An 11,693-nucleotide genomic window follows, 5' to 3' on the forward strand; every position below is an offset into this window, starting at 1 on the left:
CTCCCCGCTCCCCCTGACCCTCACCGGCTTCACCCAGCGGGTCCAGCAGGACCCCACGCGGGCGATCAGGGGCAGGCAGGTCCAGCTCACCGGCTTCGTCACCCCGGCCGGCCCAGGCGGCGGCTGGTACCTGACCCGGATCATTTTCACCTGCTGCGCCGCCGACTCCCAGACCGTCAAGGTCCGCGTCCACGGCCCCGACGCCCCGCCCGCCAACACCTGGCTCGCGGTCACCGGCACCTGGCACCCCGCGGGGCGGCTCGGCACGAAGACCGCCGAGGCCGCGCTCGACGTCCGGGAGACCCACCCCATCGCCCAGCCGGTCAACGCGTACACGGACGACCTCCCGCTGACCCCGTCGTAGACGCGACCGCCGCGCTGCGTCCCGTCCCGCCCCCGCGATACGCTGGTCACCGGCCGCGCCTCACCCGTGCGGCGCGGCGGTGGGGCTCGCCGTACCCGAACCGCGGCATCGACGCCGCCAACAGTCCCTACTTGCGATGGAGCGCGCCCGCTTGCGCGGGCCCCGGCGAGTAGGAGACGTACGCCCATGACGCGACCCACGACGAACGAACCCGTCGACCCCGACCTCGACCTGCGCTCTCCCGCCCAGCGGCAGGAGGCGTGGCGCGGTCAGGGCCCGGTCGTGGCGGTGGTAGCGGCCGGTGGCGCGATCGGTGCGACGGCCCGGTACGCGGCGTCGCTGCTGTGGCCCGTGGCGAACCCCGGCTTCCCCTGGACCACCCTGCTGGTCAACGTGACCGGCTGCGCGGTCATCGGCGTCTTCATGGTGCTGATCAGCGAGGTGTGGACGGCACACCGGCTGGTCCGGCCGTTCTTCGGGACGGGGGTGCTCGGGGGCTTCACCACGTTCTCCACGTACGCCGTCGAGATCGAGCGGCTGGTGAACGCCGGTGAGGCGCGCACCGCCCTGGCCTATCTGGCCGCGACCCTGTTCGCGGCCCTCGGCTCGGTCGGACTCGCGGTCGCGCTCACGCGCCGCGTCCTGGCCCGGAGGCAGCGATGACCACGACACGGCTGACCGGCGACGCCCTCCGGGTGACGATCTTCATCGGCGAGCACGACACCTACCGCCACAAGCCGCTCTACAGCGAGATCGTGCACCGCGCGCACGCGGCCGGCCTCGCGGGTGCCAGCGTGTTCCGGGGAATCGAGGGCTTCGGCGCGTCCTCCCTGATCCACACCGCCCGGCTGCTCTCCCTGAACGAGGAACTGCCGGTGGCGATCGTCATCGTCGACACCCCGGACCGCGTACGGGCGTTTCTGCCGCAACTGGACGAACTGGTGGAGTCGGGGCTGGTGATCCTGGACGAGTGCCAGGTCATCCGCTACGCCGGCAGCCACTCGGGCCGCCACTCGCGGCGTCACCCGGGCAAGGAGAAGAAGGCGTGAACTGGCTCCTCGTGATCATCGGCGGCATGGCCGGAGCCCCGCTGCGCTACCTCACCGACCGCGCCGTCCAGAAACGCCACGACGCCGTCTTCCCCTGGGGCACCTTCACCGTCAACGTCCTCGGCTGCTTCATCCTCGGCCTGCTGACCGGCGCGGTCGCGGCGGGCGCCGCCTCCTCCCACGTCCAGCTCCTCATGGGCACCGGGCTGTGCGGCGCCCTCACCACGTACTCCACCTTCTCCTACGAGACTCTCCGCCTCACGGAGGACGGCGCCCGCTTCCTGGCGGCGGCCAACGTGGCGGCAAGCGTGGTGGCGGGCCTGGGAGCGGCTTTCGCGGGCACGGCGTGCGCGGGGGCGATCTGGGGTTGAGGCCGACTCGTACGATGCCCGCCGGACCCCCTCCGAGGAGATGCCCCGACGCCCGCTGAGCCGCCCCGCACATGGGCGTCCGTCAGCGCGGTGTGTCCTCGGGAGCGAGCGCGTTCTCCCGCAGGGTCTTCTCCCTGCTCAAGGTCCTGGTGAACCACACGCCGTAGCGGTCCCCCAGGAAGGGGGCGGACGCTCCGTGGAGGATGACGCTCAGCCCGACGGTCACGGCGACGACCCCGCTCAGCAGGGTTCCCCCGGGCAGGTGTTCCTCCGCCGCGAGCAGGCCGAACACAAGGGAGGCGAGCCCGCGCGGACCGAACCAGCCGATGTAGGCCACGGAGGCGGCGCGCAGCCCGGTGCCGATCAGCGCGAGAGCGACGGGCAGCATCCGGAGGACGGTGAGGCTGAGCAGCGCGTAGACGACCATCCGCCACGTCAGGTGCTGGAGCGTCGGTCCGAGGATGACCGCGCCGAAGACGAGGAAGCTCAGTGAGGCGAGCAGGAGGCCGAGTCGTTCGGTGAACGTCGTGCTGTGCACGGGATCGGAGTCCTCGGGACGCAGGTGCGGACCGGTGGGTGCCCGCCGCAGGTGGACGCCGAAGGCCAGGCCGGCGGCCCAGGCACCGATGAAGCCGCTTCCCTCGCCCATGACGCACAGCGCGTAGGCGACGGCCGGAACGGCGAGGACCGTCAACTGCCGCCAGTCGGAGGTGCTCCACCCCCTGGTCAGGGACCGGCGCAGCAGACTCGCCCCGGCCCGGCCGGCCGCGATGCCGATCGCGCTGCTCAGCAGCAGCGCCCGCAGGAACGTCTCGGCCACGCCCGGATGACCGTGCCCCTCACCGGCCGCAGCGAGTGCCAGCACGAAGAACGGAAGCGCCAGACCGTCGTTCAGACCGGACTCCACGGACAGGCCGCCGCGGATCAGCGGCGGCACCCGCTCGTTGGAGAACGCCTGCTGCCCGAGCGCGGCGTCCGTAGGCGCGAGGATGACGGCGACCAGGGCCAACTCCCACACACCAAGGCCGGGCAGCAGGGGCCAGGCCGCCAGCCACCCCAGAGCCATCGTGGCCGGCAGCCCCACCACGAGCAGCCGCAGCGGCAGGAACTCCTCCCGGCGCAGGTCCCGGAGCCTGATCGCCGCCGCGTCCGCGAACAGCAGGAGCACCAGCGCACTCTCCAGCAGCGTCCGTGTGACCCCGGGGTCCTTCGCACGGTCCAGCACGTCCAGACCCAGCGGGCCGATCGCCACACCCACGAGCATGAACACCAGCGGTCCCGAGAGCACCGTGGTCGACAGCCGCCGCGAGAACACCCCGTAGCCGACGACCACACACCCGGCGGCCACGACGGCCCAGCCGTTCATCCGCACTCCTCACGCCGGACAGCCGTCATCACCAGGGCGGCTGCGTCACGCAGAGACACGAAGCCTGACCCTACGTCACTTCCGGTCGGTCCTCCGGAAACCATGGGCCGAACCCGCCCGGCCTGGCTCGGTCGGCCCAACGTGCGCGCGGTTCCCCGCGACCGCCGCATCCCGCACGGTGACAAGGGTGTGACGGGTATGAACTTGTCCGCTCTCGGCGCAGTCGTGATGATGGCGGCATGTCTGAGAACGGGGACCGGAGGGCGGATTCGGGCATCGCGCCCGCCCAGGCGGCGGAAGTGGCGGTCAGGAAAAGAGAGTTCGCCGAGCTGTTGGGGGAGTTCCGCCGTACTCCCGTTCTCGTGCCGCTGGGTGATGATCCGGACGGTGAACAGGCGCTGCTGACCGCCGACTTCAACGGCATCCGCTTCATCCTGGCCTTCTCCGACGAGCAGGCGCTCGCCCGGTACGCCACCGCGCGTGGGGAGTCGGCGCGGGAGTGGACGTATCAACGCGTGCTGGGGGCACGGCTGTTGGATGTGGCCGTGCCCGCCGCGGGCGTGCCGTGCGGGGTGGTGCTGGACTGCGCGGACGGTTCGGACGGGGTGGTGTTCCCGCCGGTGGCGGGCATCGTGCCGGACGGCGCGGCGGTGGACCTGGACGACGAGGCGCGGCACGGGGGTGCGATATGAGCGGCGAGGGCGGGATGGATCTCCAGGCGCAGGGGCTGGAGGAGATAGCCAAGGGCCTGACGGAGGCGCTGGGTGAACTGGGTGAGCTGGGCATGGCCGGGCAGGCCGGCGCGGGCCGCGGCTTCTCCGGAATCGCCCTGTCGGGACTGGAGTTGGGCCACGAGGGCCTCACCGGTGAGCTGAAGACGTTCTGCGAACGCTGGGAGTGGGGCGTACGCGCCCTGGTCGCGGAGGGCAACGCCTTCGCGCAGAAGACGAACCTGTCGGCGGGCACGTACTACGAGACCGAGCAGTACCTCAAGGGCAGCGTGAAGGTCGTCGCGAACTCGGCGGTGGGCAACCCCTACGCCTCCGAGGAGGACGTGGAGAAGATGGGCTGGGGGGACATCGCCAAGTCCGGCCGGACGGTGGACTACTCGCAGGAGTCGTTCGAGCAGGCGTGGGAGAACAGCAAGCAGGGCTGGAAGGACGCCGGCCGGGACGCGATGACCGCGCCCCTGATCGGCACGGTCCCCGTCACCCCGGAGAACCTGCACGGCGCGGTGGGCATGTCGGACAAGGAGTACGACCAGTTCCTCGACGACACCTTCGGCCCGTCCCCGGAAGCCCGCGCGAAGGCGGCGGAGCGGCAGGGCGGTGAGGGCTGATGGGGCTGGGGGACCTCATCAACTCGTTGCTGGGCGGCGCCGAGGACCTGTATGACAAGGGCAAGAAGAAGGCCGGCGAGCTGGTCGACTCCGGCACGGACAAGCTGGGCGGCGCGCTGGACCGCGTCGGCCTGCACGACTGGGCCGACGGCGTGGAGGACTGGGGCGACGAAGTCGCCTCCGACCTGGGCGCGATGCCGGGCGAGCAGCAGCTCGGCCGGACCGAGCAGGCCGACGAACTCGTGCACGGCAAGCCGGAGAAGATCCGCGAGAGCGCGAAGCACCTGAAGGACTTCCACGGGGCGTTCGACAAGGTCGGCTCGGGCCTGAAGAAGATCGACTCGGCGGGCTGGAAGGGCGAGGGCGGCGACGCCTTCCGCGAGAAGTTCGGCGTCCACCCCGCCAAGTGGGCCCACGCGGCCGAGGCCTGCGGCGCGGCGGCGGACGCGCTGGAACGGTACGCCGACACGGTCACCTGGGCGCAGAAACAGGCGGCGGAGGCCGTCGAGCTGTACAAGAAGGGCACGAAGGCGTTCGACGACGCGGCGGACGAATATCAGAAGAAGGCCGACGCCTACAACGCGAAGGCCCGCGCGGGCGAGGACCCCGGCACCAAGCCGGTGCAGGACACCGGGGCGGGGACATCAAACCCAACGATCACAACACTGCGCGGGCTCGACAGAACGCAGACCAGTTGCGTCGCATCGGAATCCGTGACACGCCGGAAATGCGGGAGTATGTCAACGACCATCTCACCGCAGCAGCCAAACAACCTTTTGAGCGAACCTGGACCGATCAATGGGGGGACTTCGGGATCACTCGCTCAGTCCTTCAAGGCCCAGGTGGCGCGCTGGAAGCTGAAACGTCGTGGCAACTCATGCCGGACGGAACCGCTAGATTCAGTAGTGTCATCTTCCGTGGGACGGGCAGTCGTTTCCGTTAATCGAGCGAGATAATGCAGCGATCAGGGAGTAGGTTCAGTCGTGTACGGCGAGTTTTTGATTCCCGGTGATGATGAAATTTTCGACACCACCGGTGAATGGCCAGAGATTCAGGAGGGTGGAGCGCGTGCACTGACTTGGCGCTCCGATGATGGCATCCTTGTGCTCTCCTATGAAGCCGTTACCCGATCGGTCAGGGTGCTCTGGTCGAACAACGACGGTGATGCGCTGCTGGATGTCTACCGCGAGGGCGCCACGCGGCTCGCTTTCACGTCCACTCCCTCGGCTGTCGGTGCGCAGATCGACTTCTCTGTGGGCGAGTGTGCCGGTGCCATGGAAATTGATATCTCCCCTCGCGTTTCAGTACGAGACCGGCTCCTCTTCCAATGAGGGGTCCCTGATGGAACGGCAAATACAGGATCTAGCTGTACTGCTCACCCCGGACGGAAACCTGTCGCCTGCCTGGCTGAGCGGAAAGCCGGTGAGCCCGCTCGGCGTTGGCGACCGCCTGGACGCGACCGTGGCGGACCGGGTGACGGCCGGGTGCCGCGCGACCGGCGCCACCCACCTCCGGTGCGCCCCGCTGGGCGTGCACCCAGTCGTGCCCACCCGCACCATCCCCGCAGACGCGGCCACCCGATCGCCGACCCTCCTCTGAACCCCCGGCCACCAAGGCGCGCTGCTCTTCCCCCCGGTTACGCCCTGCTGGCCGGCACCAAGCCCTTCATGACAACGGCCGTCCCGGAGGGCACCGACGCAGCCCGAGCCCGCTTCACTCGCTACGCCCGCAGGCAAGCGGCCCGCCACCCCGACCTCCTCGTGGTGGCGGCGCATACGCCCCCACCCACCACGCCTGGTCCCACCCGCGCTGACCGAGGCGCACCGGAACGGCCTGGCAAGCCTTCAGAGACCGCGCAGCGCTTCGTACAGATCGTCGTAACGCGTCCAGCAGTCGACAGAGCCGTCCTCGTACAGGCTGCCCATGTACCAGCAGTCGTCATGGAGAGGCTTCACGAGGCACAGGCTGTGGAAGCCGAGGACGATCTCGGGGTGGAGTCTCTCGTGGGTTCCGGTGTGGGAAACCCGGCGCACCACGCGATCGACATCCAGGGCGACAGCCTCTTGATCGCCGGATACGTCGCGGATGCGTTGGACGGTCCAGCCGATGGGGAGCCGTGCGTTCGTCATCCGTCGATGCTTCTCAGGAGCCGCCTGCAGAAACAGGCGAGGCCCCTGCCAACCTTGGTGGTGCCTCGCCCCCTGGGGACTTCGTCAACCACCGCCGTACAACCCGGTGGCCAGCTCCAGTACCCGTCGTACGGCCGGGTCCGGGTCCGGTCGGTGGACGGCGGTGACGGTGCTCTCCAGGCGCCCCGGCGCCCCGCGCAGCGGGACGTAGGTGATGCCGGGCACCGGCAGGTCGAGCAGCGCCTCCGTCAGCAGGCTGACGCACAGGCCCGAGGCGACGTAACTGAGCAGGCCGGTGAGGTCGTCGGCGGACGCCCGGACGTCCGGGGTGAATCCGGCGGCCTCGCAGACGCGGTGGATCTGTCCGCGCAGTGCCGGCAGCGCGCTCCCGGTCGGCAGGACGAACGGTTCGTCGCGCAGTTCGGTCAGGTCCAGGGCCTCCGCGCCGGCCAGGGGGTGGCTCGTCGGCAGGGCGGCCATGACGCGTTCGCGGGCGAAGACACTGGTGACCAGTTCGGCGGAGACGGCACTCAGGTCACGGACGAAGCCCAGATCGAGCGAGCCCGCGAGGAGCTTGTCGGCCACCGCGGCCGAGGAGTCCTGGTGGAGCCGGATGCGCAGGCCGGGCAGCTCCTGGGCCGCCGCGCCCAGCAGCCGGGGCAGATAGCGCAGGCTCAGCAGGCTCACGTAGCCGAGCCGCAGGTCGCCTTCCAGTCCTCTGCCGACACGGCGAGCCCGGTCGAGGGCCGCCGTCTCGGCGGCGAGCAGGCGGGCCGCGTCGGCAGCGAAGGCCTCGCCCGCGGGGGTGAGGCGGACACCGCCGGGTCCGCGGTCGAAGAGCTGGACGCCCACCCGGCGTTCCAGCCGCTGGATGGCCTGGCTGAGCGGTGGCTGGCGCATCGAGAGGCGCTCGGCTGCCCGCCCGAAGTGCCGTTCCTCGGCCACGGCCAGGAACTGTTCGAGTAGTCGGCTGGACAGGTCCATATCTCAGAGGATATGGGAATCGCTGCTCCGGATATTGGACGGGTATCGACGACCGGCGTGTACTGGACGGCCCAGCCATCGAGCACCTCGCACGGAAGGCGTCGCCCGTCATGCCCGACACCCGCCCCACCTCAGCCACCCGCGCCGACCAGGAGAGCCCGGCCGGCCCCGGCGGCTACCGGAGCGCCACTGTCATCGGCGCCGGCGTCATCGGTACCTCGTGGACCGCGCTGTTTCTCGCCCATGGCCTGCGCGTCACCGTCACCGACCCGCGCCCCGAGGCGGAGCAGCAGGTGCGGGCCGGGGTCGAGGAGATCGCCCCGAGCCTGGCCGCGCTCGGCCTGCCCACCGAGGGGCTGACCGACCGGCTGCGCTTCGAGCCCGATCTCGCGGCCGCCGTCGCGGACGCCGACCTCGTGCAGGAGAACGGTCCCGAGCGGCTGGGCGTGAAGCAGGAGATCTGGCGCACCGTCGAGCAGGCCGCGCCCGCGCACGCCCTGTTCGCCACCTCCACCTCCGGCGTTCCCGCCACCGCCATCGCGGAGGCGCTGGAGCAGCCGGGCCGTCTCGTCGTGGGCCACCCGTTCAACCCCCCGCACCTCGTGCCGCTGGTCGAGGTCGTGCCGGGAGAGCGGACCGCGCCGGAGACCGTGGAGCGGGCCTGTGCCCTCTACACGGCGCTCGGCAAGAAGCCGCAGGTCCTGCGGAAGGAGATTCCCGGCTTCGTCGCCAACCGTCTGCAGTCCGCGCTCTTCCGTGAGGCGGTGCACCTGGTCGCGGAGGGTGTGGTGACCGAGGCGGAGCTCGACGCGATCGTCACCGATTCGATCGGTATGCGCTGGGCCGTGGCGGGCCCGTTCCACACCTTCCACCTCGGTGGTGGCCCCGGCGGCCTGCCGCACTTCCTCACCCACCTCGGTACGCAGATGGCGGCAGGCTGGCCCCATCTCGGCCGGCCCCTTCTCGACGAGTCCACCGTCGCCCTGCTCACCCAGCAGGCCCAGGACGCCTTCGGCACCGAGTCGGTCGCCGAACTCGCCGAACGCCGCGACCGCGCCCAGATCGCCCTGATGAACGCGCTGGGCGAGGACCGGGTCGAGCAGGCGTAAACCGAGCGGGAAGCGGTACGCACCGGCCTCGGTCGTCCTGCGCGGCGCCCGGGGCCGGTGTCCCACACCGTGACCGCACGGATCACCTCGAACCACTCAGGCCGAGCAAGGAGAACCATGGCGCACGTGCCGCCCCCCTTCGACCCCGAACTCGCCGTCGCGCTGCAGGCGATCAACCAGGTGATGCCGCCCGGGCTGACCCCCGAGCAGATCGTCCCGGCCCGTCAGAGCCCGTCCCTGCGGACGATGGCCGACATGGACCTGACCATGGACGGTGCCTTCGAGACGGAGGACCGGACGGTGCCGGGGCCCGAGGGCGGTCCCGACATCTCGCTTCTGATCTGCCGCCCGACCACGCCGGCGGCCGGCCGCCTCCGCCCCGTCATCTACTACACCCACGGCGGCGGCATGGTCGTGGGCCACAACAGGGTCGGCGTGGAACTGCCCCTGGCCTGGGCCAGGGAGCTGGGCGCGATCGTGGTGTCGGTGGAGTACCGGCTGGCGCCGGAGCATCCGCACCCCGCGCCGGTCGAGGACGTGTACGCGGGCCTGCTCTGGACGGTGGGTCACGCCGGGGAACTCGGCGGCGACCCCGAGCGGATCGTCACGGCGGGCACGAGTGCCGGCGGCGCCCTCACGGCCGCACTGGCACTCCTCCTGCGGGACCGCGGGGGACCGCGGCCGATCGGGCAGATGCTGCTCTGCGCGATGCTCGACGACCGCAACGACACGCCCTCCACCCACCAGATGGCGGGCCTCGGCGTCTTCGACCGTACGTTCAACGAGACGGGGTGGACGGCACTGCTCGGCGAGCGCCGGGGCGGCCCGGACGTCTCTCCCTACGCCGCCCCCGCCCGCGCCGAGGACCTCACCGGCCTTCCCCCGACCTTCATGGACGTCGGTTCCGCGGACACCCTTCGCGACGAGGTCGTCACCTTCGCCTCCCGCATCTGGCAGTCCGGAGGCGTGGCCGAACTCCACGTCTGGCCGGGCGGCTTCCACAGCTTCACCGGCTTCGTTCCCGAGGCGACGCTGTCCCGGTCGGCCCGCGTGGTGCAGGTGGACTGGCTGCGCAGGCTCTTGGCGCGGTGATGACCCGGACCGACCCTCGCCTCGGCCGGGCCGTGTGAGGACCCGGACCGCTGATCGTCGCGATCAGCGGTCCGGCCCCCTCTGTCAGGCGACGGGGCGCGGGCGCCGTCTCAGCGGGCGAGGTAGTCGTGCACGGGGGCGGAGGGGGCGAGGGTGAGGTCGGTGACGATGTGGCTGGCCGAGACGACCTCGCGCACGGGCAGGTCGGCGAGCGGTGCCATGACATGGGGAACCAGTGCGAGGCGGGCCGGACCGGTCCAGGCGCCCTTGACGGTGATGTCGGTGATCTGGGTGCGGGCGAGTTCGCAGACCCGGCCGGGGATGATCTTTACGCCGTAGGTGGGGACGGTGATCTGCGCGCGGGCTTCGTCCAGGTCGAGGGGCTCCCATTTGTAGGCCATGGTCGCGGTGGCGACGCGCTGGGTGCCGTAGTCGAGGGTGCCGACCAGGGCTCCGTTGTCGGGGAAGAGCGCGGGGGTGCCGATGGTCTTCGGGTAGGCGCTGAGCTCACGGCCGGCCGCGGTGGCGGCGAAGTTGTCCAGGTGCATGGCGTGCAGGTACTCGCCGTGCTCCGCGCCGTGGCGTACGGGGATGACCTGGCCGCACTCCAGATAGGGGCCGTAGCCCTCGACGTCGCCCATCTTCATGATCTCGAAGCGGACCAGCGGTTCGTCGATCTCCAGCGGTTCGGGGACGACGGCGCGCAGGGCCTCGGGGTCGGTGCGGTAGACGACGTTGAGGTACTCGCGGTCGGTGAACCGGGTGGCCCGTGCCGGATAGACGGGGGTGGTCAGGGGGGTGCTGATGTGGCGGCGGACCTCTTCGGCGCGCATGGTGCCTCTTCTCGTCGAGCGGCAAGCGGACCGGCGGACCGCGACTCCACTTGCATACATGGTGTATCGGATACATAGTGAATCCGATGGCTCGCCGCCGCAACCGGACGTCGGTCACACCCCCCCCAGCGCCAAGGAAGTGCAGACATGACCTTCACCCTCCCCACCGACATCGATGCCCGCTCGGTCGCCGTCCTCGGCGCGGGTACGCTCGGTCGCCGTATCGCCCTGATGTTCGCCACCCGCGGCGGCCAGGTGCGGATCTACGACCCGGCCGCCGAGGCCGGGAAGCAGGCGTGCGCCTACGTCGAGGAGCACGTGGCCGAGGTCGCCTCCCGCGTCGACGGCGGTACGCCCGGTTCCGTGGTGGCCACCACCGACCTGGCCGAGGCCCTCGCCGACGCGTGGCTGGTCGTCGAGGCCGTCCCGGAGCGCCTGGAGCTCAAGAAGCAGGTCTTCGCCGACCTCGACCGGCTCGCCGACGCGGACGCCATTCTGGCCAGCAACTCCTCGTCGTACCCGACCAGCCGGTTCACCGGTGGCGTCACCCGGCCCGAGCGCGTGGTCAACATGCACTTCTACATGCCGCCCGCGCAGGCGGCGGTCGACCTGATGTCCAGCGGCCACACCGACCGCGCCGTCATGGACCTGCTGCTGGAGGTCCTGCCCCGCTACGGCGTCTTCCCCTTCGAGGCCCGCCAGGAGAGCACCGGCTTCATCTTCAACCGCATCTGGGCGGCCATCAAGCGCGAGGCGCTGGCCGTCGTCGCCGAGGGCGTGTCCACCCCGGAGGACGTCGACCGGATGTGGATGATCAACACCGGCCTCGAGGGCGGCCCGTTCCGCATGATGGATCAGGTCGGCCTGGACGTCGTCCTGGACATCGAGAACCACTACGCCGCCGAGAACTCCAGCCTTCCCACCGGCCCCCGCGAGCTGCTCCAGCGCTACATCGACGCGGGCCACCTGGGCGTGAAGACCGGCCGCGGGTTCTACGACTACGGCACCGTCGCCTGACCGTCGCCCACCGCCGGGGAGGGCGACGGTCAGGCGACGG

At 70.8% G+C, this 11,693-nt stretch carries 16 protein-coding genes; 12 read left to right on the top strand and 4 right to left on the bottom strand.

Features of this window, described 5'->3' with window-relative positions:
• From CCN33_RS11360 to crcB, 4 genes are all read left to right on the top strand, one after another.
• The coding region (locus CCN33_RS11360; protein ID WP_483027238.1) for a TIGR03943 family putative permease subunit at positions 1 to 364 on the top strand (364 nt) is incomplete at its 5' end.
• 186 nt (positions 365 to 550) lie between these two features.
• The gene (locus tag CCN33_RS11365; RefSeq protein WP_086693516.1) at positions 551 to 1,027 is read left to right on the top strand and encodes a fluoride efflux transporter FluC; all 477 of its coding nucleotides are present in this window, start codon (positions 551 to 553) and stop codon (positions 1,025 to 1,027) included.
• Positions 1,024 to 1,413, top strand: a complete 390-nt coding sequence (locus CCN33_RS11370; protein WP_086693517.1) for a DUF190 domain-containing protein — start codon at positions 1,024 to 1,026, stop codon at positions 1,411 to 1,413. The genes CCN33_RS11365 and CCN33_RS11370 overlap by 4 nt, the downstream gene beginning before the upstream one ends.
• Positions 1,410 to 1,784 carry a fluoride efflux transporter CrcB gene (crcB, locus tag CCN33_RS11375; protein WP_086693518.1) on the top strand — a complete coding sequence of 125 codons (375 nt, stop codon included), beginning with the start codon at positions 1,410 to 1,412 and terminating at the stop codon, positions 1,782 to 1,784. Before CCN33_RS11370 ends, crcB begins: the two co-directional genes overlap by 4 nt.
• An 82-nt stretch (positions 1,785 to 1,866) precedes the next feature.
• Here the strand turns inward: crcB and CCN33_RS11380 are convergent, their stop codons facing one another.
• Positions 1,867 to 3,150 carry a cation:proton antiporter gene (locus CCN33_RS11380; protein ID WP_086693519.1) on the bottom strand — a complete coding sequence of 428 codons (1,284 nt, stop codon included), beginning with the start codon at positions 3,148 to 3,150 and terminating at the stop codon, positions 1,867 to 1,869.
• A 239-nt stretch (positions 3,151 to 3,389) separates the two neighbouring features.
• Here CCN33_RS11380 and CCN33_RS11385 point away from each other — a divergent pair, with 239 nt between their 5' ends.
• Genes CCN33_RS11385 through CCN33_RS31530 form a run of 5 tightly spaced genes read left to right on the top strand, consistent with a single transcriptional unit; the run spans position 3,390 to position 6,088 of the window.
• On the top strand, positions 3,390 to 3,842 hold the full coding sequence (locus CCN33_RS11385) for a hypothetical protein (protein ID WP_244173762.1): 453 nt from the start codon (positions 3,390 to 3,392) through the stop codon (positions 3,840 to 3,842).
• On the top strand, positions 3,839 to 4,489 hold the full coding sequence (locus CCN33_RS11390; protein WP_086693520.1) for a hypothetical protein: 651 nt from the start codon (positions 3,839 to 3,841) through the stop codon (positions 4,487 to 4,489). The genes CCN33_RS11385 and CCN33_RS11390 overlap by 4 nt, the downstream gene beginning before the upstream one ends.
• Complete coding sequence (locus CCN33_RS32900) at positions 4,489 to 5,445, top strand: putative T7SS-secreted protein (RefSeq protein WP_244173763.1); 957 nt, start codon at positions 4,489 to 4,491, stop codon at positions 5,443 to 5,445. Before CCN33_RS11390 ends, CCN33_RS32900 begins: the two co-directional genes overlap by 1 nt.
• A 27-nt stretch (positions 5,446 to 5,472) precedes the next feature.
• Positions 5,473 to 5,820, top strand: coding sequence for a hypothetical protein (locus tag CCN33_RS11400; RefSeq protein ID WP_086693521.1), 348 nt, complete (start codon positions 5,473 to 5,475; stop codon positions 5,818 to 5,820).
• 10 nt (positions 5,821 to 5,830) lie between these two features.
• Entirely contained in the window at positions 5,831 to 6,088 is a 258-nt protein-coding gene (locus tag CCN33_RS31530; RefSeq protein ID WP_140394513.1) for a hypothetical protein, read from the top strand.
• 245 nt (positions 6,089 to 6,333) lie between these two features.
• Here the strand turns inward: CCN33_RS31530 and CCN33_RS11405 are convergent, their stop codons facing one another.
• Together CCN33_RS11405 and CCN33_RS11410 are read right to left on the bottom strand one after the other, a co-directional pair.
• Positions 6,334 to 6,618, bottom strand: coding sequence for a hypothetical protein (locus tag CCN33_RS11405; protein ID WP_244173764.1), 285 nt, complete (start codon positions 6,616 to 6,618; stop codon positions 6,334 to 6,336).
• Between the two features lie 84 nt (positions 6,619 to 6,702).
• Positions 6,703 to 7,602 (bottom strand): LysR family transcriptional regulator, encoded by a 900-nt coding sequence (locus tag CCN33_RS11410; RefSeq protein WP_086693522.1) that lies wholly within the window; start codon positions 7,600 to 7,602, stop codon positions 6,703 to 6,705.
• A gap of 110 nt (positions 7,603 to 7,712) precedes the next feature.
• Between CCN33_RS11410 and CCN33_RS11415 the strand changes: the two genes are divergently transcribed.
• Complete coding sequence (locus tag CCN33_RS11415; RefSeq protein WP_086693523.1) at positions 7,713 to 8,711, top strand: 3-hydroxyacyl-CoA dehydrogenase family protein; 999 nt, start codon at positions 7,713 to 7,715, stop codon at positions 8,709 to 8,711.
• A gap of 117 nt (positions 8,712 to 8,828) precedes the next feature.
• A complete protein-coding gene (locus CCN33_RS11420) occupies positions 8,829 to 9,803 on the top strand; it encodes an alpha/beta hydrolase (RefSeq protein ID WP_086693524.1) in 975 nt (324 codons plus the stop codon).
• A gap of 110 nt (positions 9,804 to 9,913) precedes the next feature.
• On the opposite strand, the gene CCN33_RS11425 is transcribed toward CCN33_RS11420, so the two are convergent.
• Positions 9,914 to 10,636 (bottom strand): acetoacetate decarboxylase, encoded by a 723-nt coding sequence (locus CCN33_RS11425; protein ID WP_086693525.1) that lies wholly within the window; start codon positions 10,634 to 10,636, stop codon positions 9,914 to 9,916.
• Positions 10,637 to 10,783: 147 nt separating this feature from the next.
• Here CCN33_RS11425 and CCN33_RS11430 point away from each other — a divergent pair, with 147 nt between their 5' ends.
• A complete protein-coding gene (locus tag CCN33_RS11430; RefSeq protein ID WP_086693526.1) occupies positions 10,784 to 11,653 on the top strand; it encodes a 3-hydroxyacyl-CoA dehydrogenase family protein in 870 nt (289 codons plus the stop codon).
• Positions 11,654 to 11,693: the final 40 nt, after the last annotated feature.

The organism is Streptomyces recifensis (assembly GCF_002154615.1).
Classification (GTDB): domain Bacteria; phylum Actinomycetota; class Actinomycetes; order Streptomycetales; family Streptomycetaceae; genus Streptomyces; species Streptomyces griseoluteus.